Raw genomic sequence first — 25,593 nt, forward strand, 5'->3', positions numbered from 1 at the left:
TTCATTTTTTAGTTTGAAAAGCTCCTTACAATTACCTTACTTTTGCATGATGCAAAAACAAGCGCCAATAAAAACCGAATTTATAGCATTAATGGCTGCATTAATGTCTTTAGTTGCTCTAACTATTGATGCCTTACTTCCTGCTTTACCAGAGATTGGTAATAGTCTAGGAGTTACAAATCCTGAAAATAACCAACTTTTAATTACCATGATTTTTCTTGGTATTGGTTGCGGTCAATTAGTTTTTGGTCCATTGTCTGATAGTTTTGGGAGAAAACCAATGGTTTACATAGGCTTTGTAATTTTTGCTATTGCAAGTTTTATTTGTGTAACTACAGAGAGTTTTGAAATGATGATTTTAGGACGCATACTGCAAGGTGTTGGTTTATCATCACCACGAACTATATCTATTGCAATGATTAGAGATACTTATAGTGGCGATTATATGGCAAAAGTACTATCTATAGTTGTTATGTTTTTTATTTTGGTTCCTGTAATTGCTCCTACTTTTGGTCAGTTTTTATTAAATTTCTCTAACTGGAAAGCTATTTTTAATGTTAATTTAGTAATTGGTGTTTTAATTATTTTTTGGTTTTGGAAACGCCAACCAGAAACCTTAGCTAAACATAATACCATTAAATTTTCTCCAAGAATATTTATTACAGGTACAAAAGAATTTTTAAAATTTAAGCCTGCAATTGCTTTTACTTTAGCATCTGGATTTATTACTGGTTCTTTTATGGTATATTTAAGTACCTCTCAACAAATTTTTCAAGAACAATATGGCTTAGGTGAATTATTCCCTTACTTTTTTGCAAGCACAGCTATTTCTGTTGGTTTATCTACATTTTTAAACAGTAGACTAGTTGTTAGGTTTGGATCTTTTAAACTTGCATCTGTGGCTGCATTTGCCTTTTTTGTAATTTCTGTACTATATGTGATTTTATTTTGGCAAGGTATAAATCCGCCTGTTGCAGTATTGCTAGGTTTTTTATTAGTACAATTTTTTGCTGTAGGTTTATTATTTGGAAACTTACGTTCTCTAGCCATGGAACCTTTAGGACATATTGCAGGAATTGGTGCTGCAATAAATGGTTTTGTTTCTACAGTTATGGCTGTACCAATTGCTAATTTTATTGGTAGTTATGTAAAAACTTCAGTATTACCTTTGTTTCTTGGCTTTATGGTTTTTGGTTTATTAACTGTACTTGTATTTGCTTATGTTAGGCGTATAAATGGTGTTGCAAAAACTGTTTAATTTAATAGTTATAGGCTATTTTATTATTTATTCTGAGTAATAAATATTTACAACAAACCCTTTGCCTCTTAGGTAGTATAATTTTTTAGTATATACATATCCAAAATTATTTCTAGTTTTATTTAGACACCAATACCTTAGCGTTTTATTGATAGTATTTTGGTGGAAAATCATCTTTATCCAAATAAAAAAAACCAATACTACTCTCCTATTACAACAAATAATTTAATTATCTAAAAATCAGAATATTAAACACGTGTTTAGTAAATAAAACTGTATTTTAGCTATGCTATTTAATCTATAAAAAAACATTATGTATTCAAAACTTTTATACCTGTGTCTTGCTATACTATTTATTAATTTAAGCTTTGCTCAAGAACAAAAAATATGGGAGCTTGAACATGGTGAGTTTAAACTCTATAAATCTAATGGTATTTCTGCTAGATTTGAATCTCAAAATTCTAAAAGACATCCAGGAAAATTTATAGCTTCTACAGGAAACCGTAAAGGCAACCGTCCGTCTGCAGAAGATATATTTATTACTTATAGAGGAACTTGTGGCCAACAAATTAAAATAGAAACTGGCCAATTGTTTAATCACAACCCATTACTTCAAACTTTTATAAAAACAAGAAAACTAGAAGACTTACCAATTAAAAACATGTTAAATGCACTATCTAAAGGTTTAAAAAAAGAGTGTGAAGAACTTGAATCTATTAGAGTTAATATTGGGCCTTTATACATACCCAAAACAGAATCTAATACTAAAGCCGAAACAATAACGGTGCAAGCAAACATGTCTAAAACTAATAATTGGAAACTTAAAGAAGGTTTTGGTGCATCTTTAGATAACTTAAAAATAAAATTTAACACAACACCATTTTTAAACACTTATTTAGCTGTTAATTATGAAGGACCATGTAAAACCGTACAACAATTAAATATAGCACCTGTTTTTAGTAACAATACAGAGCGTTATGCTTATAAAAAGCCAACAGGAATGCTTTATTATGAAAAAATTGCAAAACGAACAATTAAACCTTTCCTTTTAGAATGCCCAGATGTGGAAACTTTTGAATTTTCTTTAAAAGATGTACCTGATAATGTTTTTATAAGAGAAGGCACTAAAGGTGTTATTAAGGCTAATAAAAGCAACAATTGGCAGTTAAATTTGTCTGATTTTGGTTACTACAGCGCAGAAGCACCTAGAATAAACTCGTACAGCGACTTAATAACACAATTAGAAACCAATGAGTTTCCTTTTTTTGAACGCTACTCTGACTTTTTTAAACTTTTCTACGAAGATTTTATGGATGCCTATGGAACCACATGCCGAAACAATTTATCTAACGTAACAAAAATTAGTATTCATGCTTTTGAAAGCCGATATAATAGTGATGGATTTAAAATTAGTGAAACCTCGCTTGGAGAACCTCAAGTATCTTATGTAGAAACAAAATACTTTAACATCTACAATAAATTTGCTGCTTATAATAAGCAAACAGTAATGTATAATATTTTTAAAGCTTATTTAGAGGGAAAATCTCAAAACAATATAGAACCAGTGAGACAAGCCATATTATTTAGGCTCGAAGGCTCACAACAAATTAATAAGTACATAAACTCTAATTGTAACGATGCTAAGCTAAAAGCTATGTATAATTATATTCAAAAATTAGCGAGAAGTTTATAATTTACAGCTGAAGTATACTGTAGGATAGTTATAAAGGTTAAAACAAAAAAAAAGCGTTTTTAAATATTACTTTAAAAACGCTTAGCTCAGTAAACAATACAATTTTACCAGTTATTAATTTCTTCTTTTACTTCTTCTTTAGTTTTACCATACTTTTCTTGAATTTTACCAGCCAATTTATCTAAATTTCCTTCGGCTTCTTTGTATTCATCATCTGTGACTTTACCATATTTTTGTTTAAAATCACCTTTTATCTGTTTCCACTTTCCTTTAAATTGTTCTTCGTTCATAAGTCTGTTTTTTTTATTGTTTACATTAAAATTAATACTTTAACCAGTCTTTACTTAATTCATTTGCATTAAATCTTATCTCATTTAAAATTTCATTCTTTCTTAAAGATTAATTTACAAATAGAATAGTATTTTTATACACAGTTACATCGCTTACTCATAATTTATTCAATTTCAATAATGCATTTACACATGCATAAACATATATGATAAACAAACAAAAAATAGGATTAAGCCTTTCTGGTGGTGGTTATCGGGCTACTATATATCATTTAGGAACTTTTAAAAAGTTAAAAGAATTAAACCTTTTAAATAAAGTTGATGTTATTTCTACTAATTCTGGAGGCTCTATTACTGGAGCTACTTATGGTCTATACGAGCACGATTTTGAGACTTTTGAACGTGTTATTAGAAATGGAGTAAAACAAAGTGTTATAAAAGGTGTATTAACATCATGGCGTATTTTACTTACGCTTTTTACCTTTTTTGCAAGTATCGTTGCTGTATTCTATTTGCTTTACACAAACCATAACTGGTATGCATTAAGCTTATTAATTTTTGTAGTAGTTATGATGCTTTTATTTCAGTTTCAGTTGTTACCTATTAGTAAATTAAACGAGCGCATGTACAATCGTATTTTTTTTAAAGGAAAAACCTTGTCTGCTTTATCTTCAAATATACGGTTTGGAATAAATGCTACAAATTTAGAAACTGGTCGTTTATTTACTTTTTCTAATGCCTATATGGGCGATTCGGTTTATAATTATCCAGATGATGAGGATAAAACTAAACCTATTCATTTTAAAGCAAAAAAATTTCCAATAGCTCGTGCTGTCGCGGCTTCTACCGCTGTACCATTTGTTTTTACACCTGTAAAAATAGACAAGCAGTTTTTTAGTAATCCCGAAGATTTTAATCGTGTAAAACCTCGATTAGTAGATGGTGGCGTTTACGATAATCAAGGTGCACATAAACTTACTCAAACAAAAAGTGCTTATGGTTGTAATACTGTAATTATTAGCGATGCTGGTAACATAATGCCTTTTAAAAACACTTATAAAAACACACTTACTTTACTTATAAGAACGAGTGATGTTTTTATGAATAGAATTAAAAACCTGCAAATGGTTCAATATTTATATGAAAACCATAAAACTGGCAAGCGCGAAATTGCTTATCAATCGCTTGGTTGGAATATTGAAGATTCTATAAAAAAGTTTATTGATGGCGTTAAAGAAGGCACAATTATGCCTCACGTTTTAAACCACCACAATATTACTGAAGATGATATTACTAGTAAAAACTGGAAACTAATTAAACAGAAATTAAAATTGAGTATAGATTATAACTCAATTATAAAAGATATTAATACTACCGAGGCACTAGAGATAGCAAGAAAAGTAAGCACCAACTTAATACCTTTAAAAGATAACCAAATTGATGCTCTTGTAAAACATGCATCTGTTTTAACCGAAATACAAGTAAAATTGTATTGTGTTAGTTTATTTAAATAGCAGCTTTTTTAAGCTTTATAATTTTAAGCTTATCTAAAACTACCATTATACAGTATGTAAAATCTATTTCGTGCCATTTTACTCCAAAATTAGCACGACCACTATGTGTGTGGTGATTATTATGGTAACTTTCTCCCATCATTAAAAAATCGAACGGTAATAGGTTTTTAGAAGTATCTTTTACTTTAAAATTTGTATAACCATAAATATGTGCAAACCAATTAATTATAACACCATGAATTGGTGCCATAAAAAATGCTACTGGCAATAATAACCATTGCCACCATGCCGTAGCAAATAGTGCAAAAAAAGTAATATATAACGCAGCCCATGTTAAGCGTGATGCTCGTGAGCTTGCAAATTGGTCAAAACGTTTCCATTGTGGTACGTTTTTGGTAAATTTATTTGCAACCGCAATACGTTTTTTATTTATGTCTTGATAAATATTTTTTGTTCGCCACATCATAGAAAACAAATTAGGATCGTATTTTGGTGAATGTGGATCGTTTTCTGTATCTGCATAAGCGTGATGCATTCTATGCATTACACCATAACCATAAGCACTTAAATAGTTACTTCCTTGGAAAACCCATGTTAATACAAAGCAAACACGCTCTGTAATTTTAGACATTGTAAAGGTTTGATGTGCTGCGTAACGGTGTAGAAAAAATGTTTGAAAAAATAAACCTGTATACCACAGAATAATTATAAATATTAAAATAGTCATAGCCTTTGCTTTAATTTTGCAAAGTTCTATATACTTAAGGCTAATTAAAATGAACCTAAGTTAAGAAATACGTTTTCTAATTCTACTTAAAGCTTGCGCTGTAACGCCAATATACGAAGCGACATACTTTAAAGGTATTTCTTTAATTAAGTTAGGTCGTTCTGTAAATAATTTAAGGTAACGCTCTTCTGCTGTGTGATTTAAAAGGGATTGTTCTCGTTTAGATTTTATAAGAAATAAACGCTCTGAAGATAGGCGACCAATAACATTTCCTGCAAAACTCTTCTCGTAAACCTCTTGCAAATCGTTATACGAAATACTCCACATAGAAATATCAGACAATGCTTGTAACTTATATAATGAAGGTTTTTGGGTTAAAAAAGAATCGTAAGCACTTACAAATTCATTTTTAAAACAGAAACCAAAAGTGATGTCTTTATCTTTATCTTCTTTAGGAATTAAAAATCTTGCAATACCACTTTCTATAAAAGATATATAGTTTTCTGTCTCGCCAACATCTAGAATAGTACTTTTTTTCTTAAAGACTCTATTCTTTAACTTTGATGAAAATAGTTGCCAATCTTCATCTGAAATTGCTACCGTTTTTTCTATATACTCTCTAATGTTTTTCATTGTAAATTATTCCATACAAATAACGTTATTTTTTACTCTATCCTTTCAATTTTTTATATAAAAAAACGTCCCTTTTCAAGGACGCTTTTAAAAACTTAATTAATATAAATTAAAATTGTAAATCTGCTACTAAATCAAATTCGTCGTATATAGCTTTATCCTTTAAACCATCGAAAAAGCTTGCAGAACCATACTTTACGTCAAATTTTGTTCTGTCTACTTTTAACGTTGCTGTTGCTTTACTTCCATAAACAGATATTATTACTGTTACGGGATTTGTTTTATCTTTAATAGTTAAATCTCCTGTAACACTATAAGAGTTCTTTCCTGTTACCTTAACATTATTAAAAACAAGTTTTGCTGTTTTATAATTATTTACACCAAAAAAGTCGTCAGACTTTAAGTGCCCATCTAATTGATTTTTATAATCACCTTTTAAATCTGTAGTACTAATAGTGCTCATATCCATAACAAATATTCCTCCAGTTAAAACCTCATCTTTAAAATCTAGACTACCCGATTTTAAATTAATTGTACCTTCATGAGATCCTGCTACTTTATAACCTTTCCATACAACCTTACTGTCTGCTGTATTAATTGTTTTGTTTTGTGCCATAATTGTTGTTGTAAATGCTGCAAATATTAGTATTGCTGTTAAAATTTTCTTCATTTTTTTAAATTTTAATATTAATACAGCAAAGATCTAACAACAACAAAACACAAAAAATAAACTGGTTTATTAAATAAAGTTAAACTAGATTAACATTTAATTTTCTAAAGTAATTTGACTTTTAATTTTACTTAAAAACTCTTTAGTTATACCCAAATAAGAAGCTACCATATATTGTGGAATACGTTGTTCTATTTCTGGATAACTTTGCTTAAAAACTAAGTATCTTTCTTTAGCAGACATACTAAAATTTCTAACAATTCTATTTTGTGAAGCTACAAGTGCTTTTTCAATTATTTTTCGAAAAACCCGTTCTAACTTTGGAATTTTTTCAAATAACATTTCAATTGTATTAAAATGAAATTGAATGATTTCTGTATCTTCAAGACATTGCACATTAAAGTTTGAAGGTGTTTGAGAAATAAAACTACCAAGATCTGATGTCCACCAGTTTTTTATTGAAAAATTAATAATATGCTCCTGTCCATCATCATCAACAAAAAACATTTTTGTACAACCAGAAATTATAAAACATTCGGTTTTACTTACATCTCCTTGCTGTAAAATATACTGTCCTTTTAAATATTTCCTTGAAGTTAAATGACTTTTTAAAAAAGTTTTTTCATCTTCTGTTAAGGTTACATATTCACTAATATAAACCAAAAGTGGCTCTACATTCATTTTTAAAATTTAGTTACTTAACAAATATAAAAAAAGCCATTTTAAGAAATGGCTTTAATATATTTTTGCGTTTAAATATGTGTAATAAGTTATTCAACTCTTTTTCCTGGCATAATTTGCCCATTTTGATATAGCGTCATACTATCTACTTTTCCTTTATTATTAGTATTAAACTCTACACGTGCTTCAACAACTTTTAAATAAAATTTATTATAGTTTGATGGGAAAATTTCAAATTTAGGCTGACCTGTTGCTTGTAAAAAAAGACGTCCATTATTTGTGGTTACTGTTATAAAAAAGGTTGGTGCCAATTGGTATTTACCTGTATAACTTTGCAACATCTCTTTACTTACGGTTACGTCTTCTATAGTAACATTTAAGCTTTTTAAAACATCTTTTGCATTAGTATTTGCAGGATTTAGCTCTAAAGATTTTTTATAATTTTGAATTGCCAAATCTTGTTCTCCCATTTTTAAATATAACTCTGCTAAAGAGTCGTAAGGATTTGAAGCTTCAGGAAATTCTGCCACATTTAATTTAAAAATTTCTAAAGCAATATCATTTTTATTTTGTTCTATAAGTTGATAGCCTAATGTATTTAGTTGGTTTTCATCAAAATTATATGCGTTTGGATTTGATGATTTTGTAGACCTATATAAAGCTAAAGCTCTTTCAATACCGTTAGTTTCTATTTCTTTAATTATAAGTTTAGCTATTGATGGTTTTATAGGTTTTAATGGGTATGATGGCACCATTAATTTAATTGCAATAGCATCTACATTTTCGTTTGTATTGGTTAAAACTACAACGCCTTTTTTATTGCCTTTGTCTATTGCAGACATTGCACTATAACCACCAGTAGCACCATTATGCATTAAAAATTTGCCATTCTCGATATGCCATGCTAATGCCATTTCGGTTTTTTGCTCCTCACTTTTAAATGAAGATTGATGAGCCAAAGCCATTGCATTATGTAATTTTGAATCTATAATATCACTATCTAAATTTGCTTGTAAATATTTAACCATATCGCTAGCTGTAGAACGAATTCCTCCTGCTCCACCAAGAGTAGTAATATCCCAGTTTGATGTTTCAGTTAGTCCAGAATGACCTTTAGCTAATCTGTTTTTCATTGCTGGTGTAAATGCTAATCTGGTGTCATTCATTTGTAAAGGATTTGCTATATGTTCTATCACTAACTCCTCGTAAGATTTTCCGCTTTGTAATTCTAAAACATGCCCAAGCAAACCCATTCCTAGATTGGAATATTCGTAAAGTGAACCAATATCCCTAGTTAAAGTGTGGTTAGATAAAAAACTATATAACTGCTCTTTAGTATAATCTGCAAATGGGTTTAAAGGATCTGAAGGTGAAAAATTACTTGGCATTCTTGGCAATGCAGATGTATGTGTTGCCAAATGCTTTAAAGTAATCTCTTGTTCGTTTCTTGTTGGAATGTTTACTGTTTTAGGTAAATATTTTGAAACAGGATCGTTTAAATTTATTTCTCCACTATTCACTTTTAAAGCTAAAAGTGTTGTGGTGAAGGTTTTAGAAATAGAACCAATTTCGAAAACTGTATTTTCGTCTACTTCTTTTCCATTTTCTATTGCTGTTTTTCCAAAACTATAATATGTTACATTATCGCCATTAATAAAGCCAACGACAATACTAGCATTAATTTGATTATCAATCCTAGATTGAATATATTCTTTTACCTCTTTTGGTATATTGTCTTGCTGAGAAAAACCAACAAAACTTAATATAAAAAAACTAACAAGTAATACTATTTTTCTCATGACTTTATATTTAAACTAACAATACAATTTAGACGCAGGTTTATTTAAAATGTTACATTACAACACATTATCTATAATTTCTTGAACACATTCTGGGTTTAATAAGGTACTAATATCTCCTAAATTATTTGATTCATTACTAGCTATTTTACGCAAAATACGACGCATAATTTTTCCGCTTCGGGTTTTTGGTAATCCATTAGTAAATTGAATTTTATCTAATTTAGCAATAGGTCCAATTTGATCTGTAATTAACTGGTTAATTTCTTTACGTAAATTATTTTGATCTCTACTTTCTCCAGTTTCTTTTAAAGTTACATAACCGTACAATGCATTTCCTTTAATATCATGTGGAAAACCTACTATTGCACTTTCGGCAACAGCTGGATGCTCATTTATGGCATCTTCAATTGGTGCTGTACCTAAATTGTGACCAGATACAATTATTACATCATCTACTCTACCAGTAATTCTATAATATCCAACTTCGTCACGTAATGCACCATCGCCTGTAAAGTATTTGTTTTTATAAGCCGAAAAATAAGTATCCTTATAGCGCTGGTGGTTTCCCCAAATGGTTCTTGCCATACTTGGCCAAGGATATTTTATACATAAACGACCATCAACTTGATTGCCTTTTATTTCTTTACCGTGCTCATCCATTAATGCTGGTTGAATACCAATAAATGGTAATGTTGCATAAGTTGGTTTTGTTGGTGTTGCATAAGCTATTGGCGTAATCATGATGCCTCCAGTTTCGGTTTGCCACCACGTGTCTACAATTGGAGATTTACGTTTACCAACATTATCATCATACCAATGCCAAGCTTCTTCATTAATAGGTTCTCCAACTGTACCTAATACTTTTATTGAAGATAAATCGTGTTTTTCTAAATGTTCTACACCTTCTTTTGCTAATGCACGAATAGCAGTTGGTGCTGTATAAAACTGATTCACTTTATGCTTTTCTATAATCTCCCAAAAACGACCAAAATCTGGATAACTTGGTACACCTTCAAACATTATAGTAGTAGCGCCATTACATAATGGGCCATAAATAATATAACTGTGTCCAGTAATCCATCCTATATCTGCCGTACACCAATACACATCTTTTTCACGGTATTGAAATACATTTTTAAAAGTATAAGCAGCATATACCATATAACCTGCAGTAGTATGTACCATACCTTTTGGTGTTCCTGTAGAACCTGAAGTATATAAAATAAATAATGGATCTTCTGCATCCATTACTTCTGCTTTTAATTGGTTTGAAGCTTCGTCTAAAAGCGGTTGTAACCATTGGTCACGACCAGCTTTCATTTTTACGTTAGAGTTGATGCGTTTTGCAACTAATACTGTAGAAACATTTTCACATTCATTTAAAGCATCGTCCACAATCCCTTTTAAATCTATAGTTTTTGCGCCACGATAAGAACCATCACTTGTAATTACAAGCTTACAATCACTATCATTTATTCGTGTTGCTAATGCTGAAGCTGAAAAACCTGCAAAAACCACAGAGTGTATTGCTCCTATTCTTGCACAAGCTAAAACTGAAACTGCTAATTCTGGTATCATTGGTAAATAAATACACACACGATCACCTTTTTTTACACCTTGACTTTTTAAAACATTTGCAAATTTATTTACACGATGGTAAAGCGCTTTATAAGATATGTGTACCGCCGCTTCTTTAGGGTTATTAGGTTCAAATATTATGGCTGTTTTATCTCCTCTTGTTGCAAGGTGTCTGTCTATACAGTTTTCGGTAATATTTAACTTTGCACCTTCAAACCATTTTACCTCTGGTTTAGTAAAGTCCCAACTTAAAACATTATCCCATTTTTTTCGCCATAGAAAATGCTCTTCGGCTATTTCTTCCCAAAAATGTTCTGGTTCTCTAACTGATTTTCGATATACCTGGTAGTATTCTTCTAAGTGTTTTATGTGGTAATTACTCATGTTTTTAAAATTTTAGTAATACGATATCTTACTAACGGCTCTTAAAAATAGTAAATAATCTATCAGTTTAAAATTTTACTGCTTTCATTCTTTTAAAATACGCTTTTGCTTCTTTTATAACTCTTGGTGCTAATATTAATGTCGCTGTCATTGTTGGTATTGCCATTAAAGCAAAAACACCATCAATAAGATTTATCATTAATGCCAACGATGTTGTAGCTCCTAAAATAATACTTAATATATAGAAGTAGTTGTAATAATGTTTGTACTTATCTCCTATTAAAAAAGACAAACATTTACCGCCATAATAAGCATAAGAAAATAATGAAGACACACTAAATACCACAATACATAACAATAGTAAATATTTACCAAACGTTGGCATTGCAGCACCAAATGCATTAGCTGTTAAACTAACACCATTAGCTTCAGTAGTTTGCCAAACACCTGTTACTAAAATTGCTAAAGCTGTAAGTGTACACACAATTAAAGTGTCTATTGCAGGACCTAACATAGCTACTAATCCTTCGCGAATAGGTTCGTTAGTTTTTGCTGCACCATGTGCTAAAGGCGCAGTACCAATACCTGCTTCGTTAGAGAATGCACCACGACGAATTCCTAAAACAATTAGTCCACCCAATAAACCACCTAAAAAGGCATCACCTTTATAATTTTCTGCAGCAAAAGCATCAGTAAAAATAAGTTTAAAATAATGTGGTACAACTTCAGCATTAACAAATAAAACAATTAGAATAAGTACAAAATATAATAAAACCATACTTGGTACTAACTTAGATGCTACTTTACTTATTCGGTTTAAACCACCTAAAATAACAATAGATGTAATGGTTACTAATACTAAACCAATAATTAGATTAGAACTAAAATCTACGGTAAATCCATTAGGTTTTAAAACAATATCATTAATTGCCTGTGTTAATTGATTAACGTTAAAAACAGGTAAAGCACCTATTAAACCACAAAAACTAAATAAAACGGCTAAGGGTTTCCAATGCTTACCTAAACCTTCCATAATAAAATACATTGGTCCGCCTTGAGTTTTTCCCGCGCTATCTTTACCTCTGTACATTATAGCTAAACTTGAGGTAAAAAACTTTGTAGACATACCAACAATGGCACTAATCCACATCCAGAAAACAGCACCTGGACCACCAATTGAAATAGCAACTGCTACTCCAGCTATATTTCCCATACCAATAGTAGACGATAAAGCAGTGGTTAATGCTTGAAAATGGGTGATTTCTCCTTCATCTTCTTTATTATCATATTTACCACGAAGCACTTGTATAGCGTGACCTAAATATCTAAATGGTAAAAATTTAGATAAAATAAGTAAATACAATCCACCACCAATTAATAAAACCAATAATGGTAAACCCCAAACAAATGAAGCAAACTCCGCAATAAAATCATTAATAATCTTGTACATCTACATTTATATTTTAAAACCTTAAATATAGCTATAATCTATACATTACTTAGCATTATTTTAATGCATTTACGGTCTAAAAACCCAAATATTTGTTAATCCCTTTTTTATTTCTAAACAATTAGTTAGTTTTGTTGAGTAATTAAATATTATCGCTTTCGCGGAAATAATAAATGGCTAGAAAAAAACAATATAACGAAGCTGAAGTTGTAGAAAAAGCAATGAATCTTTTTTGGAAAAAAGGATATGAAACAACTTCTATGTTAATGCTTGAAAAAGAAATGGGCATTAATAAGTTTTCTATATATTCTAGTTTTGGTAACAAACATGGTTTGTTTTTAGAAAGTTTAAAACTTTATAAGTCTAGAGTTAATATTACTCTAAATAAACTAAAAAAAGGAAACAAAGGCGTTGAGGATATTAAAGATTTTTTTTATGAATCTATTAATTCAAACTTAAAAAGTGGCAATAGAAATGGATGTTTTGTAACTAATACCTATAATGAGTTTTCTAATAATGAAGACGAGATAATTAAGAATCAAATGAATAATTTCATGAATAATTTAAAAGAAATTATAATTGCAAAATTAAAAATTGATTCTAGTAAAGATGAAGCTACAATATTAAAGCAGGCTAATTATTTATTATTAGCAAAACATGGGTTAGCTGCTGCATCTAGAGTAAATACAAGACAAGAAATTGAAGATTATATAGAAATGATTTTTGACGCTATCTAAAATCATTTTTTTTTAACAATAACTAAACGAGTGTTTAGAAAATATTAACATAACAATAAATAAAAAGAAAAATTATGACAAGTTTAAAAATTCACAACATTGAAACTGCACCAGAAGGAAGTAAATCTTTATTAGAAAACTCACAAAAAGCTTATGGTATGATTCCTGGTTTACATGGTGTTTTAGCGGCTTCACCACAAATTTTAGAAGCTTACCAAAAACTACATGAATTATTTACACAGTCTTCATTTAATGAAGAGGAATTAACTGTAGTTTGGCAAGCCATTAACGTAGAACATGCTTGCCATTACTGTGTACCTGCACATACTGGTATTGCAAATATGATGAAAGTAGATGAAAATATTACCGAAGCTTTACGTAATGAAACACCTTTAGAAAGTGAAAAATTAGAAGCATTACGTACAATAACGTTGTCTATTGTAAGAAATCGAGGTAATGTATCTCAAGCAGATTTAGATGCCTTTTATGCAGCCGGTTACGAAGAGAAACACATTTTAGATATCATTTTAGGTTTATCTCAAAAAACAATAAGTAACTATACAAATCACATTGCAAATACACCTGTAGATGCTGCTTTTGAGAAGTTTGCTTGGTCAAAAAAATAATTAAGAATCCCTTATTAATTAGTAGCTATAAGCCTTCCGTGTTATTCGGAAGGTTTATTAATCATTAAATTATCAACCTTAAAAAATAAAACTATGAGTATTTCAGTAGAAAATAAAATTGCATTAGTAACCGGTGCTAATAGAGGAATTGGTAAATCTATAGTCGAAACTTTTTTAAAACATGGTGCTAAAAAAGTATATTTAGCTGTACGTGATACAGACTCAACAAAAGCATTAGAAGAAAAATATGGTGATAAAGTAGCTACTTTAAAAGCAGATGTTTCTAAAACTGAATCTATAGAAAATTTAGCTAAACATGCTACAGATGTAGAAATTGTTGTAAATAATGCTGGTGTAGGTTCTCCTCAATCAACTATTAGTAATGGCGTTGAAGACGATTTACAATTTCAGTTTAATGTTAATACTTTAGGTCTATTACGTATTGCAAATTCATTTTCTAATATCTTAGAAAATAATAAAGGTGCCTTGGTACAATTAAACTCTGTTGCTTCAATTAAAAATTTCCCTAAACTATCTACCTATTCTGCATCAAAAGCAGCGTCATATTCTTTAACACAAGGTTTAAGAGCAGATTTTCAAGAAAAAGGAATTCGTGTACTTAGTGTACATCCTGGACCTATAGATACAGATATGGCAGAAAAAGCTGGTTTTGAAGAAACTTCAACAAAAGAAACAGTTTCAGAAGGTATTGTTAGTGCATTACAGTCTAACGATTTCCATTTATTTCCAGATAAAATGGCAAAAAAAAATAGAAGATGCTTATAAAGAATTTTCGCAAAATGTAGTTTTAGGAGATTCCTAAAAAACAAATACAATAAAATTAAAAATATGATAAAAGTTTCAGTAATGTATCCAAACAGTAAAGATGTACAGTTTGATGTAGAGTATTACAAAAACACACATTTACCAATGGTAACAAATGCAGTTGGTTCTGCTTTAAAAGGTTTAGAACTAGATTTAGGTTTAGCCACTAGAGCTCCTGGAGAACCTGCTCCATACGTAGCTATTGCTCATTTAAAATTTGAAAGCTTACAAGCTTTTCAAGATGCTTTTGGGCCACACCAAAACACATTTGCTGCAGATGTAAAAAATTATAGTAATGTAGATGGTAAACTTCAAATTAGCGAACTTGTTACATTTTAAACTTAATATATTTCTTCAATGAAAATTAAAGATGAAAATATAAAACAAATAGCTAAAGAGAGTTTTAAAAACGTTTTTAGAACAACTACTTCTGCGCCAGGTTTTATACATCTTATTTTCAACAAAAAACAATTAACTCCTTTTCAATTTAGGTCTATAATGGTAGATTTAAAAAAGGAGTTATCCTCACTTAGTCTTTCAAAATTCAACAAAAAATTAAGTTATCACTGGTTAGTTAGGTTTGACCAGCAAGTAAACACTCCTTTTCATGTGGATAATGCAGGAGATCAATCAATATTAATGTTAGGCTACGAACCTAGTACTGTTGATAGTGAATTGCATATTGCAGACTATCATACTTATGCTAATAAAGCATTCAATTCTCCCAAGGATTATTATAAAATGTTCTCTCCTATTTTTAAGGGAGAAGATAAATTATTGGTACCTTTTACTTCTAAAATAAATTCTAATAACAAAGGTAATTATGCTATTGTAATATTAAACAATAGCAATCCTAAATCTAGTTTAGAAACTTTAGGTGTTTTTCATAAAGCAAAAATTTTAAAGAAAGATTTAACTAAAAGTAGAGTTGTAAATTCTATGGTTTTAAATCTAGTATCAAAAAATAAAATTACAGAAGACAAAACGAATGAAACTAATTTTTTAAAAAACACTGTAATTAGTAAATAAATATAACAGAATTAAAAAATATTATGGCAGATAAATTAAAAATAGATATCGTATCAGATGTTGTGTGTCCTTGGTGTACCATTGGTTACAAACGTTTAGAAAAAGCAATACAAGAATTAGGTATTGAAGATAAAATTGAGATAGAATGGCAACCTTTTGAGTTAAACCCAAACATGCCTGCAGAAGGTCAAAATGTTATTGAACATATAGCCGAAAAGTATGGTTCTACTTTAGAGCAACAAAGAGCATCGCAAAAGCACATGACAGATGCTGGTGAAGCACTAGGTTTTAAATTTGATTATTATGACGACATGAGAATGGCAAATACTTTTGATGCACATATTTTATTAGAATATGCAAAAGATTTTGGCAAACAAACCGAGTTAAAAATGACCTTAACTAAGGCTTTTTTTAGCGATAGAAAAGATGTATCTAAAAGAGAGGTTTTAAAAGAAGCTCTTTTAGAAGTTGGCTTAAATGCAGAAGAAGCTTTAGCAAAGTTAGATAGTGATGACGCACGAATAGAGGTTAGAAACAAGCAAGACTTCTGGAAAAATATGGGTGTAAACTCGGTACCAACTATAGTTTTTAATCGTAAAAGTGCAGTAACTGGTGCACAACCTGTAGATACTTTTAAACAAGTACTTTCAGAATTATTAGCAGAATAATCATGAGTAAATCAGTTAGAATTATCACAGGAATCCTAGGTTTCATCATGTTTGTTCCGGGTTTAGCAAAATTTAGAGAACCTTTTAAAACATTTATTTACAAACATCTTACAGGTATTGGTTTTCCGTTACCAGATGTTATGCAATATGTTGTAAAATTTAGCGAAATTGGTGTTGGTTTAGCCATGTTATTTTTAGCATTTAAAGGTAATAGTATTAGTAAAAACCTAAGAGAAAAAATATTCTACTTAGGCAATTTAACCATTATTATAATGATGGTAGTTGCTGTGTACACGCACTTGCACCCAGATATTCCTGCCGATGTATTACCATTAGAATTTAAACCGCCCGTAATGCCTATATCTTATATAGTATTGGTATCTTTAAACCTCTATTTATATAAAAAATAAAAATCGTAAATTATGAAAACGTTTTACTGTATTTTTGTTCTATCTGTGCTTTTTATGTCTTGCAAAGACAAAACACAAAGCAAAACAGAATCTATTCCTGTAACAGAGCAAACCAAAACGCCAAAAGTTACCCAAATAACGGCGTTTAAAGGTCAACAAGTTACCGGTATTTCTGTTAGTAACGACGGACGCATTTTTGTGAATTTTCCAAGATGGAGAAAAGGTGTTAATAATGCTGTAGTGGAAGTAAAAAACGACACGAGTTTACCATTTCCTAATAAAACATGGAACTCATGGGAAATTGGAGATCAAGTAGAAACCAATAAATTTGTTGGTGTACAATCTGTAGTTGTATATAATGATTTAATTTACATTTTAGATACTAGAAGCGCATTGTTTCAAGAGGTTGTAGATGCTCCAAGAATTTTTGCATTTAATATAAACACTAAAAATTTAGAGCATACTTACATTTTAAATGAAGAAGCTTATCATCCAAATTCATATATAAATGATTTACGTTTAGATAAAAAGAATAACAAAATTTACTTTACAGATTCTGGAAATTCCGGATTAGTAATTTTAGATTTAAAATCTGAAAAATTTACACGTGTTTTAGATAATCATCCTTCAACTGAAGCTGATGCTGAGTTTTTAACCTTTGGAACTAACAAATTTGAAAAGCAAATACACTCCGATGGAATTGCTTTAGACACTAAAAATGATAAATTATATTATCACGCACTTACAGGTTATAATTTACATAGTATATCTACTGAAGCTTTAACTCAAAATAACACTGAAACCATTGAAAATGCAGTAACATTTGAAACTAAAACAGCTGCACCAGACGGTATGATAATGGATGAAAACGGCAACCTATATTTTGGTGATTTAGAAAACAGTAAAATTATGTACCGTAAACCAGATGGTAGCATACATACTTTAGTTGAAGGTGATGTTATAAAATGGCCAGATACATTTAGCATTTATAATGGCTATTTATACTTTACCAATGCTAGAATTAATGAAGCTGGTGAAGATATTTCTAAGATGGAGTTTACCGTTAACAAAATTGCTTTAGCAAAAAAATAATTATAAATTTTAAGTAAAATTTTAAACGCATGAGTACTACTATTAAAACTATAAATTTTATAAAACCTAAAGTAGTATTCTTTGATGTAAACGAAACACTTTTAGATTTAAAGCCATTAAAAAAGGAAGTTAAAGCCGTTTTAAATAATCAAGACCATTTGTTGTCTTTATGGTTTACTACACTTTTACAATATTCATTAGTAGTTTCTGCAAGTAAACAATATAAACCTTTTGGACACATTGGTGCTGCAGCTTTACAAATGGTTGCTGCAAACAATAATGTTTTTATTTCTGAAGAAAAAGCAAGAAATATTGTGCTTAAAGGTTTACAAAATTTGCCACCACATCCTGAAGTAAAAAATGCTTTAAATAATTTAAAAAACGAAGGTTTTACACTTGTGGCTTTAACCAATTCTAACAATGAAAGTTTAAAAACTAAAATTGAAAATGCAGGTTTAACCCAATATTTTGACAATTTATTAAGTATAGAGTCGGTTGGAAAATTTAAACCTTTTACAGATGTTTATAATTGGGCATCACACAAAATGAACATACAACCAGAGGATTGTATGCTTATTGCTGCACATGGTTGGGATGTTGCTGGAGCACTTTGGGCTGGCTGGCGTGCGGCTTTTATAAGCAGACCTGGACAACAACAATTTCCTTTAGCGCCAGAAACTGAAATTAACGAAAGTGACTTACAAAAAGTAGTAGATATTTTAGTGACTTATAAGTAATATTTTGTTTATAGTTTAAAGCTAAATCTGCTTTTGCTAAACTATTAGGTTTAAATAGTAATACATATACTCCTTTATTAGATTTAGAAAGTGATTATCTTAAAATTTAAAAAACAGATAAAAAAAAGAGCTTGCAAACGCAAGTTCTTCTTTTTTATTTTAAATAGTAGAAATATGCTTATTTTAAGTAGTCTAAAACATTTGCTTCAATACGTGCTTGTATGTTAGACACATCGGCTTTTATAAAAGGTTCTCCCATAATGTTTTCGTATAATTCTATATAACGTTCAGAAACTGTTTCAATATATTCATCACTCATTTCTGGTACAGTTTGCCCTTCTAAACCTTGAAAATTATTTGCAATTAACCATTGTCTTACAAACTCTTTAGATAATTGTTTTTGGGTTTCGTTATTATCTTGACGTTCTTGATAACCTTCAGTATAAAAATAACGTGAAGAATCTGGTGTATGTATTTCGTCTATTAAAACAATTTTTCCTTCTTTAGTTTTTCCAAATTCGTACTTGGTATCTACTAAAATTAAACCTCTAGAAGCTGCTATTTCAGTTCCTCGTTGAAATAATTTACGCGTATAATCTTCTAAAACACTATAATCTTCTTTAGATACTATGCCTTTTTTAAGTATATCTTCTCTCGATATATCTTCGTCATGATCTCCCATTTCTGCTTTAGTTGCAGGAGTAATAATAGGCTCTGGAAATTTATCATTTTCCTTCATACCATCTGGCATGGGTACACCGCAAAGCATACGTTTTCCTGCTTTATACTCACGTGCTGCATGACCAGAAAGGTAACCACGAATAACCATTTCTACTTTAAAAGGCTCACATAAATGACCTACTGCTACATTTGGATCTGGTGTTGCTGTTAACCAATTTGGCACCAAATCCTCTGTGGCTTTCATCATGCTTGTAGCAATTTGATTAAGAATTTGTCCTTTGTAAGGAATTCCTTTAGGCATCACAACATCAAAAGCACTAAGCCTATCGGTTGCAATCATTACTAATTCTTCATCATTTATATTATAAACTGCTCTTACTTTTCCTTTATACACGTTTTTTTGTCCTGGAAAATTGTAATTTGTATCTGTAATTGTATTGCTTTTCGCCACTTTTTATAGTTGGTTTTAGTTGTGTTGTTTGTATAATTGACAAAATTATAAATTACTTACTAATATCGCTTATAGTTTAAGCATCAATATTTTCAATTTTTTTATAGGCTGCAATAACTTTTTTAACCAGTTTATGTCTAATAACATCTTTATCATCTAGAAAAACCATACCAATACCATCAATATCTTTTAGTACTAATAGTGCTTCTTTTAAACCAGAAATTGTACGGCGTGGTAAATCTATTTGTCCTGGATCTCCTGTTAGTAAAAACTTTGCGTTTTTTCCCATACGTGTTAAAAACATTTTCATTTGTGCGTGTGTGGTATTTTGCCCTTCGTCTAAAATTACAAATGCATTATCTAATGTTCTACCACGCATAAAAGCTAAAGGTGCAATTTGTATAGTACCATTTTCTATATATTGTGCAAGTTTTTCGGGAGCAATCATATCGCGTAACGCATCGTATAAAGGCTGCATATAAGGATCTAATTTTTCTTTTAAATCTCCTGGTAAAAAACCTAAATTCTCTCCTGCTTCTACTGCCGGACGTGTTAATATAATACGTTTTACTTCTTTGTTTTTTAAAGCTTGTACAGCTAAAGCAACACCTGTATATGTTTTTCCAGTTCCCGCAGGACCAATGGCAAAAACCATATCATTTTTACGCATTAATTCTACTAACTTACGTTGGTTTGCAGTTTGTGCTTTTATTAATTTACCATTAACTCCATGTACAATAGTTTCACCACTTTTAGCACTTGTAGTGTAATCATCACTACTTTGGCTAAATAAAACACGTTCTATAGAGTTTTCGTCTAACTTATTATATTTAGCAAAATGCTTGAATAACATGTTGAGCCTTCTATCAAACTCCTCTAAAAGATCTTCTTCTCCGTAAGCTTTAATTTCGTTACCTCTGGCAACAATTTTTAATTTTGGAAAGTGCTTTTTTAAAAGCTTAATGTTTTCGTTTCCAGCTCCAAAAAATTCTTTTGGATTGATTTCTTCAAGTTGAATAATTATTTCGTTCAAAAGCGCATAGATTTAATTAAGAATTTCTATTCTAATTTCTTAGTTTTGTTTTGTGTTATAAACTTAAGGAAGTTACACAACTTTTATTCACTTTAATCAAAATAAATATCAACAATTACTAAATGGCTATTATCACATTAACAACAGACTTTGGTGAGAAAGATCACTTTGCTGGTGCGATAAAAGGCGCTATTTATACTGAAATGCCCGATGTAAAGATTGTTGATATCTCACATTCTATTTCACCTTTTAATATACCTGAGGCTGCTTATATTATTCAAAATGCATATAGTAGCTTTCCAGAAGGAACCATACATATTATTGGAATAGACTCTGAAATCAACCAAGAAAACAAACATATTGCCATAGAATTAAATGGGCATTATTTTGTTTGTGCAAACAATGGTATTATGAGTATGATTTGTGCCGAAATTTCACCTAAGCAAATTGTAGAAATTAATATTCACGATAAAATAGAAACCAGTTTCCCAGTATTAGATGTTTTTGTAAAAGTCGCTTGCCATATTGCACGTGGCGGCACTTTAGGAGTTATAGGTAAAAGTATAGATAAAATAAAACCTATAAAAAACCTAGAACCTTACATTAACGAAGAAAAAACACAAATTATTGGTAGTATTATTTATGTAGATAATTACGGTAATGTAGTTACAAATATTAAAAAAACATTTTTTGATACAATTTGTAAAAACAGAACTTACGAGATTTCTGCTAGAAACCATAAGTTTAAAAAAATATACACCAAATACAGCGATATTATAAACTTTAATACGCCTGAAGAATCAAGAAACGACGAAGGCCGTGGTTTAGTAGTGTTTAACTCCTCTAATTATTTAGAAATTGCTATTTACAAAGGTAATACTGGTAATGTTGGCGGAGCAAGTTCTTTAATGGGATTAAAACTAAGAGACACAATAACAATAAATTTCTTTAAAGAAAATAGAGCCTTTTAAACTTTAAAAATAAAAAATATATAATGTTTGTAAGAATTGTAAAAATGAGTTTTGCTGAAGAACATATAGAACAATTTCTAAGTAATTTTGAAACTGTAAAACAGAAAATTCGCAATTTTGAAGGTTGCCAGTTTTTAGAACTTTATAGAGACAAACACAATACAAATATTTTTTTTACGTATTCTTATTGGAATACAGAAACCGATTTAAACAACTATCGCCACTCTAAATTATTTAAAGGCGTTTGGGCGCAAACAAAACCAATGTTTAATGCTAAACCTGAAGCTTGGAGTGTAGATAAATTAACGAGTTTAACGTAATTAAATGACTTTTAAAGATAAAATTATTTGGATTACAGGAGCATCTTCTGGCATTGGAAAACACCTTGCTATGGTGTTATCTCAATATAATGCCAAACTTATTTTATCTTCAAGAAACGAAAACGATTTAAAACTTGTTAAAGCGCAATGCAAAAATCCAGACTTAGTTATAATAATACCGCTAGACTTAGAAAACACAGTCACTTTTAAGCAAAAAACAGAAACTGCAATTAATAGTTTTGGTCATATAGATATTTTGGTTAACAATGGTGGAGTAAGTCAAAGATCACTAGCCAAAAACACTACATTTGAAGTTGATAAACGCATTATAAATATTAACTATTTAGGCACCGTTGCACTTACTAAAGCTATATTACCACATTTTATTGCAAGACAAGCAGGACAGTTTGTAGTAACTACAAGTATTGTTGGTAAAATTGGTACACCTTTTCGCTCTAGTTATGCAGCAAGTAAACATGCATTACATGGCTTTTTTGATAGTTTAAGAGCAGAAGTATTTAGTGATAATATTCAGGTTACAATAGTTTGTCCAGGATTTGTTAAAACTAATGTTTCCATAAATGCATTAACAGGAAATGGTACTGCTCAAAAAACCATGGATATAGCCACTAAAAATGGTATAAAACCAGAGCAATTTGCAAAAGTAATGGCTAAAGCTATTTACAATAAAAAGCAAGAAGTTTACATTGCAGGTTTTAAGGAAAAACTTGGTGTTTTTACCAAACGTTTTTTTCCTAAATTGCTCTCTAAAATGATTAGAAAATTAAGCGTAACCTAAAAGGTTACTCAAAATATAACATAAAGTAAATAATGTTCGCACTTTTAAAAAAAGAAATAAACTCATTTTTCGCTTCTCCAATTGGTTATTTGGTAATAGCCATTTTTCTATTACTAAACGGCTTATTTTTATGGCTGTTTAAAGGTGAATTTAATGTGTTAGATTACGGTTTTGCAGATTTATCATCATTCTTTTTATTAACACCATGGATTTTAGTTTTTCTTATTCCGGCGGTTACTATGCGAAGTTTTAGCGATGAGAAAAAACAAGGAACTTTAGAGCTTTTATTAACCAAACCTATTTCACATTTACAAATTGTACTAGGTAAATACTTTGGCGCATTTTTACTAATTATTTTAGCGCTTATTCCTACTCTACTCTATGTTTATACCGTTAACCAATTAGGGAAACCTGTTGGTAATTTAGATGTTGGTAGTACATTAGGCTCGTATTTTGGATTACTTTTTTTAGTTGCTGCATATACCGCCATTGGCATATTTTCTTCAACATTAAGCGACAATCAAATTGTAGCATTTATTATTGCTGTATTTCTATGCTTTTTATTTTATGTTGGTTTTGAAGGGCTTTCAGAGTTTTTAAACAGTACATTTATTGAACAATTAGGCATGGCTTCTCACTTTAAAAGTATGAGTCGCGGTGTTTTAGATACGCGAGATATATTATATTTTTTAAGTATTACAATCTTTTTTGTGTTTTTAACGGTAAAACGAATTAATCTAGAAGGTGCAAAAACCATTAACAAATTCAACCTTTTATTATTACCACTAGCACTTCTGCTAATAAACATATTTATTAGTTCAAGATTTTATGGCAGATTCGATTTAACATCAGATAAACGTTACACTTTAAACGAAGCATCATTAAATGTTATAAAAGATGTAAACAGACCAATTGTTATTGATGTATTTTTAGAAGGTGACGATTTTCCTTCGGAATTTAGAAGACTTCAAACTGAAACAAGGCAGTTACTTGAAGAATTTTCGGCTTATAACAGTAATATAAAATTTAGTTTTATAAATCCAATTGAAGATGAAGCTACTCGTGACCAAAATATAGCACAATTAAGTGAACGTGGTTTAAAACCAATGCAACTTAGCGTACAAGAAAACGGGCAGCAATCACAACGTGTTATTATTCCATGGGCATTGGCTAGTTACGATAATCACACCATAGACATCCCGTTAGTAAAATATAAAGTAAATGCCAACCAGCAAGAATTAGTTACTAACTCTGTACAACATTTAGAATACGCCTTTGCAGATGGTTTAAGCAAATTGGTAAACCCAAAACGTAGAAAAATTGCCATTTTAAAAGGAAATAATGAATTGCCAGATCTTAAAATTGCCGACTTTTTAAAAACATTAGGGCAGTATTATTACATCGCACCATTTACTTTAGATAGTGTTGCTACTAATGCACAAAAAACATCAAAATCTTTAAATAGTTACGATTTAGTTATTGCTGCTAAACCTACTGAAGCGTTTACAGAAGCCGAAAAATATGTACTAGACCAATACACCATGAATGGTGGTAAAAGCCTTTGGCTAGTAGATAAAATTATCATGGAAAAAGACAGTTTATTTAATCCTGAAGGAAAAAATATAGCGGTACCAAGAGATTTAAATTTAACCGATTTCTTTTTTAAATATGGTGTTAGGGTAAACCCTTTACTAACTAGTGTAAAAAGTCAAAATATTGGGCGTATTACTCTAGAAACAGGACAAGACGAAAGCTTAAAATTACAGCATTTTCGTTGGCCATATTCTCCATTAGCACTTAGTGACGTTAATCACCCAATTGTAAATAACATAAACTTTGTAAAGTTTGATTTTGCAAACCAAATAGACACACTTAAAAACGCTATTAAAAAGACTATTCTTTTAAAAAGTGACAAACCAAGCCGTTTAGAAGGTACGCCTAAAGAAATTAGTTTAGGTTTTGCACTTAAAGAACCTGCTCAAGAGTTATTTACTAAAGACAGGCAAAATCTTGCAGTGTTATTAGAAGGTGAATTTACATCGGTTTACAACAATCGTGTTAAACCAATTACACTTGAAAACGACAAAACAAAAAGTAGCAATACAAAAATGATTGTTATTGCAGATGGAGACGTTATTAAAAACGATTTAGACAAAGGAAGACCAACAACTTTAGGCTTCGATAAATGGACAAAAGAAACCTACGGAAACAAAGAATTTTTACTCAATGCTGTTAATTATCTATTAGATGACGATGGACTTATAAACATTCGCAGCAAAGAAGTTAAAGTTGCCTTTTTAGATCATGCAAAAATTGCAAAACAAAAAACCAAATGGCAACTGGTTAATATTCTATTGCCATTATTGATATTAGCAGTGTTTGGCTTAATATTTAATTTTATAAGAAAACGTAAATACGCTAAAAAATCTTAAAAAATAATGACGAAACATACCGTTTCTTAAGAAAAAACTTGTTAATAAGTTTGTTTCAGTTTTAAACAGTTAAACAATATATTTGTAATAATCAATTTTATA

26 protein-coding genes are annotated in these 25,593 nt (G+C 30.1%); 16 read left to right on the plus strand and 10 right to left on the minus strand.

The window, feature by feature from the left end; all coding sequences use genetic code 11:
- The first annotated feature begins 46 nt into the window (after positions 1 to 46).
- On the plus strand, positions 47 to 1,258 hold the full coding sequence (locus LACAL_RS13850) for a multidrug effflux MFS transporter (RefSeq protein WP_013871384.1): 1,212 nt from the start codon (positions 47 to 49) through the stop codon (positions 1,256 to 1,258).
- A gap of 313 nt (positions 1,259 to 1,571) precedes the next feature.
- A complete protein-coding gene (locus tag LACAL_RS13855; protein ID WP_013871385.1) occupies positions 1,572 to 2,951 on the plus strand; it encodes a hypothetical protein in 1,380 nt (459 codons plus the stop codon).
- A 104-nt stretch (positions 2,952 to 3,055) separates the two neighbouring features.
- On the opposite strand, the gene LACAL_RS13860 is transcribed toward LACAL_RS13855, so the two are convergent.
- The gene (locus tag LACAL_RS13860) at positions 3,056 to 3,241 is read right to left on the minus strand and encodes a CsbD family protein (protein ID WP_013871386.1); all 186 of its coding nucleotides are present in this window, start codon (positions 3,239 to 3,241) and stop codon (positions 3,056 to 3,058) included.
- A 206-nt stretch (positions 3,242 to 3,447) separates the two neighbouring features.
- Between LACAL_RS13860 and LACAL_RS13865 the strand changes: the two genes are divergently transcribed.
- On the plus strand, positions 3,448 to 4,755 hold the full coding sequence (locus LACAL_RS13865) for a patatin-like phospholipase family protein (RefSeq protein WP_013871387.1): 1,308 nt from the start codon (positions 3,448 to 3,450) through the stop codon (positions 4,753 to 4,755).
- Here the strand turns inward: LACAL_RS13865 and LACAL_RS13870 are convergent.
- The 7 genes from LACAL_RS13870 to LACAL_RS13900 form a co-directional block, all read right to left on the minus strand.
- Positions 4,748 to 5,482: an acyl-CoA desaturase gene (locus LACAL_RS13870; RefSeq protein WP_013871388.1), complete on the minus strand. Its 735-nt coding sequence runs from the start codon at positions 5,480 to 5,482 to the stop codon at positions 4,748 to 4,750. The two genes, LACAL_RS13865 and LACAL_RS13870, sit on opposite strands and share 8 nt — an antisense overlap.
- 60 nt (positions 5,483 to 5,542) lie before the next feature.
- Positions 5,543 to 6,115 (minus strand): Crp/Fnr family transcriptional regulator, encoded by a 573-nt coding sequence (locus LACAL_RS13875; protein ID WP_013871389.1) that lies wholly within the window; start codon positions 6,113 to 6,115, stop codon positions 5,543 to 5,545.
- Between the two features lie 109 nt (positions 6,116 to 6,224).
- Positions 6,225 to 6,785 (minus strand): YceI family protein, encoded by a 561-nt coding sequence (locus tag LACAL_RS13880; RefSeq protein WP_013871390.1) that lies wholly within the window; start codon positions 6,783 to 6,785, stop codon positions 6,225 to 6,227.
- 96 nt (positions 6,786 to 6,881) lie between these two features.
- Positions 6,882 to 7,466 (minus strand): Crp/Fnr family transcriptional regulator, encoded by a 585-nt coding sequence (locus LACAL_RS13885; protein ID WP_013871391.1) that lies wholly within the window; start codon positions 7,464 to 7,466, stop codon positions 6,882 to 6,884.
- An 89-nt stretch (positions 7,467 to 7,555) separates the two neighbouring features.
- Positions 7,556 to 9,265, minus strand: coding sequence for a serine hydrolase (locus tag LACAL_RS15115; RefSeq protein WP_013871392.1), 1,710 nt, complete (start codon positions 9,263 to 9,265; stop codon positions 7,556 to 7,558).
- Between the two features lie 57 nt (positions 9,266 to 9,322).
- Positions 9,323 to 11,230 carry an acetate--CoA ligase gene (acs, locus tag LACAL_RS13895; protein WP_013871393.1) on the minus strand — a complete coding sequence of 636 codons (1,908 nt, stop codon included), beginning with the start codon at positions 11,228 to 11,230 and terminating at the stop codon, positions 9,323 to 9,325.
- A gap of 67 nt (positions 11,231 to 11,297) precedes the next feature.
- A complete protein-coding gene (locus LACAL_RS13900) occupies positions 11,298 to 12,680 on the minus strand; it encodes a sodium:alanine symporter family protein (RefSeq protein WP_013871394.1) in 1,383 nt (460 codons plus the stop codon).
- A gap of 173 nt (positions 12,681 to 12,853) precedes the next feature.
- On the opposite strand from LACAL_RS13900, the gene LACAL_RS13905 reads away from it, so the two are divergent.
- The 9 genes from LACAL_RS13905 (at position 12,854) to LACAL_RS13945 (ending at position 18,804) form a co-directional block, all read left to right on the plus strand.
- Positions 12,854 to 13,417: a TetR/AcrR family transcriptional regulator gene (locus LACAL_RS13905; protein WP_013871395.1), complete on the plus strand. Its 564-nt coding sequence runs from the start codon at positions 12,854 to 12,856 to the stop codon at positions 13,415 to 13,417.
- A 74-nt stretch (positions 13,418 to 13,491) separates the two neighbouring features.
- On the plus strand, positions 13,492 to 14,043 hold the full coding sequence (locus tag LACAL_RS13910; protein ID WP_013871396.1) for a carboxymuconolactone decarboxylase family protein: 552 nt from the start codon (positions 13,492 to 13,494) through the stop codon (positions 14,041 to 14,043).
- A 93-nt stretch (positions 14,044 to 14,136) separates the two neighbouring features.
- On the plus strand, positions 14,137 to 14,829 hold the full coding sequence (locus tag LACAL_RS13915) for an SDR family oxidoreductase (protein ID WP_013871397.1): 693 nt from the start codon (positions 14,137 to 14,139) through the stop codon (positions 14,827 to 14,829).
- A gap of 63 nt (positions 14,830 to 14,892) precedes the next feature.
- Positions 14,893 to 15,207: an EthD family reductase gene (locus LACAL_RS13920; protein ID WP_013871398.1), complete on the plus strand. Its 315-nt coding sequence runs from the start codon at positions 14,893 to 14,895 to the stop codon at positions 15,205 to 15,207.
- Between the two features lie 18 nt (positions 15,208 to 15,225).
- Positions 15,226 to 15,897, plus strand: a complete 672-nt coding sequence (locus tag LACAL_RS13925) for a hypothetical protein (RefSeq protein WP_013871399.1) — start codon at positions 15,226 to 15,228, stop codon at positions 15,895 to 15,897.
- A gap of 23 nt (positions 15,898 to 15,920) precedes the next feature.
- Positions 15,921 to 16,565: a DsbA family oxidoreductase gene (locus tag LACAL_RS13930; protein ID WP_013871400.1), complete on the plus strand. Its 645-nt coding sequence runs from the start codon at positions 15,921 to 15,923 to the stop codon at positions 16,563 to 16,565.
- A 2-nt stretch (positions 16,566 to 16,567) separates the two neighbouring features.
- Positions 16,568 to 16,975, plus strand: a complete 408-nt coding sequence (locus LACAL_RS13935; RefSeq protein ID WP_013871401.1) for a hypothetical protein — start codon at positions 16,568 to 16,570, stop codon at positions 16,973 to 16,975.
- 12 nt (positions 16,976 to 16,987) lie between these two features.
- Positions 16,988 to 18,067: an L-dopachrome tautomerase-related protein gene (locus LACAL_RS13940; protein WP_013871402.1), complete on the plus strand. Its 1,080-nt coding sequence runs from the start codon at positions 16,988 to 16,990 to the stop codon at positions 18,065 to 18,067.
- Between the two features lie 29 nt (positions 18,068 to 18,096).
- On the plus strand, positions 18,097 to 18,804 hold the full coding sequence (locus tag LACAL_RS13945; protein WP_013871403.1) for a haloacid dehalogenase type II: 708 nt from the start codon (positions 18,097 to 18,099) through the stop codon (positions 18,802 to 18,804).
- A 178-nt stretch (positions 18,805 to 18,982) separates the two neighbouring features.
- On the opposite strand, the gene LACAL_RS13950 is transcribed toward LACAL_RS13945, so the two are convergent.
- Both LACAL_RS13950 and LACAL_RS13955 read right to left on the minus strand, forming a co-directional pair.
- A complete protein-coding gene (locus LACAL_RS13950; protein ID WP_013871404.1) occupies positions 18,983 to 19,936 on the minus strand; it encodes a phosphoribosylaminoimidazolesuccinocarboxamide synthase in 954 nt (317 codons plus the stop codon).
- A 76-nt stretch (positions 19,937 to 20,012) separates the two neighbouring features.
- Positions 20,013 to 20,969, minus strand: a complete 957-nt coding sequence (locus LACAL_RS13955; protein WP_013871405.1) for a PhoH family protein — start codon at positions 20,967 to 20,969, stop codon at positions 20,013 to 20,015.
- 122 nt (positions 20,970 to 21,091) lie between these two features.
- Between LACAL_RS13955 and LACAL_RS13960 the strand changes: the two genes are divergently transcribed.
- Genes LACAL_RS13960 through gldG form a run of 4 tightly spaced genes read left to right on the plus strand, consistent with a single transcriptional unit; the run spans position 21,092 to position 25,491 of the window.
- Entirely contained in the window at positions 21,092 to 21,940 is an 849-nt protein-coding gene (locus LACAL_RS13960; RefSeq protein ID WP_013871406.1) for an S-adenosyl-l-methionine hydroxide adenosyltransferase family protein, read from the plus strand.
- Positions 21,941 to 21,963: 23 nt separating this feature from the next.
- Positions 21,964 to 22,260, plus strand: a complete 297-nt coding sequence (locus LACAL_RS13965; protein ID WP_013871407.1) for a putative quinol monooxygenase — start codon at positions 21,964 to 21,966, stop codon at positions 22,258 to 22,260.
- Positions 22,261 to 22,264: 4 nt separating this feature from the next.
- Entirely contained in the window at positions 22,265 to 23,059 is a 795-nt protein-coding gene (locus LACAL_RS13970; protein ID WP_013871408.1) for an SDR family oxidoreductase, read from the plus strand.
- Positions 23,060 to 23,091: 32 nt separating this feature from the next.
- Entirely contained in the window at positions 23,092 to 25,491 is a 2,400-nt protein-coding gene (gldG, locus tag LACAL_RS13975; RefSeq protein ID WP_013871409.1) for a gliding motility-associated ABC transporter substrate-binding protein GldG, read from the plus strand.
- Positions 25,492 to 25,593: the final 102 nt, after the last annotated feature.

This window comes from Lacinutrix sp. 5H-3-7-4 (assembly GCF_000211855.2).
GTDB lineage: Bacteria > Bacteroidota > Bacteroidia > Flavobacteriales > Flavobacteriaceae > Lacinutrix.

Coding starts and splice junctions, on each gene's coding strand:
- LACAL_RS13850 (WP_013871384.1), top strand. CDS start 47: ATGATGCAAAAACAAGCGCCAATAAAAACCGAATTTATAGCATTAATG.
- LACAL_RS13855 (WP_013871385.1), top strand. CDS start 1,572: ATGTATTCAAAACTTTTATACCTGTGTCTTGCTATACTATTTATTAAT.
- LACAL_RS13860 (WP_013871386.1), bottom strand. CDS start 3,241: ATGAACGAAGAACAATTTAAAGGAAAGTGGAAACAGATAAAAGGTGAT.
- LACAL_RS13865 (WP_013871387.1), top strand. CDS start 3,448: ATGATAAACAAACAAAAAATAGGATTAAGCCTTTCTGGTGGTGGTTAT.
- LACAL_RS13870 (WP_013871388.1), bottom strand. CDS start 5,482: ATGACTATTTTAATATTTATAATTATTCTGTGGTATACAGGTTTATTT.
- LACAL_RS13875 (WP_013871389.1), bottom strand. CDS start 6,115: ATGAAAAACATTAGAGAGTATATAGAAAAAACGGTAGCAATTTCAGAT.
- LACAL_RS13880 (WP_013871390.1), bottom strand. CDS start 6,785: ATGAAGAAAATTTTAACAGCAATACTAATATTTGCAGCATTTACAACA.
- LACAL_RS13885 (WP_013871391.1), bottom strand. CDS start 7,466: ATGAATGTAGAGCCACTTTTGGTTTATATTAGTGAATATGTAACCTTA.
- LACAL_RS15115 (WP_013871392.1), bottom strand. CDS start 9,265: ATGAGAAAAATAGTATTACTTGTTAGTTTTTTTATATTAAGTTTTGTT.
- acs (WP_013871393.1), bottom strand. CDS start 11,230: ATGAGTAATTACCACATAAAACACTTAGAAGAATACTACCAGGTATAT.
- LACAL_RS13900 (WP_013871394.1), bottom strand. CDS start 12,680: ATGTACAAGATTATTAATGATTTTATTGCGGAGTTTGCTTCATTTGTT.
- LACAL_RS13905 (WP_013871395.1), top strand. CDS start 12,854: ATGGCTAGAAAAAAACAATATAACGAAGCTGAAGTTGTAGAAAAAGCA.
- LACAL_RS13910 (WP_013871396.1), top strand. CDS start 13,492: ATGACAAGTTTAAAAATTCACAACATTGAAACTGCACCAGAAGGAAGT.
- LACAL_RS13915 (WP_013871397.1), top strand. CDS start 14,137: ATGAGTATTTCAGTAGAAAATAAAATTGCATTAGTAACCGGTGCTAAT.
- LACAL_RS13920 (WP_013871398.1), top strand. CDS start 14,893: ATGATAAAAGTTTCAGTAATGTATCCAAACAGTAAAGATGTACAGTTT.
- LACAL_RS13925 (WP_013871399.1), top strand. CDS start 15,226: ATGAAAATTAAAGATGAAAATATAAAACAAATAGCTAAAGAGAGTTTT.
- LACAL_RS13930 (WP_013871400.1), top strand. CDS start 15,921: ATGGCAGATAAATTAAAAATAGATATCGTATCAGATGTTGTGTGTCCT.
- LACAL_RS13935 (WP_013871401.1), top strand. CDS start 16,568: ATGAGTAAATCAGTTAGAATTATCACAGGAATCCTAGGTTTCATCATG.
- LACAL_RS13940 (WP_013871402.1), top strand. CDS start 16,988: ATGAAAACGTTTTACTGTATTTTTGTTCTATCTGTGCTTTTTATGTCT.
- LACAL_RS13945 (WP_013871403.1), top strand. CDS start 18,097: ATGAGTACTACTATTAAAACTATAAATTTTATAAAACCTAAAGTAGTA.
- LACAL_RS13960 (WP_013871406.1), top strand. CDS start 21,092: ATGGCTATTATCACATTAACAACAGACTTTGGTGAGAAAGATCACTTT.
- LACAL_RS13965 (WP_013871407.1), top strand. CDS start 21,964: ATGTTTGTAAGAATTGTAAAAATGAGTTTTGCTGAAGAACATATAGAA.
- LACAL_RS13970 (WP_013871408.1), top strand. CDS start 22,265: ATGACTTTTAAAGATAAAATTATTTGGATTACAGGAGCATCTTCTGGC.
- gldG (WP_013871409.1), top strand. CDS start 23,092: ATGTTCGCACTTTTAAAAAAAGAAATAAACTCATTTTTCGCTTCTCCA.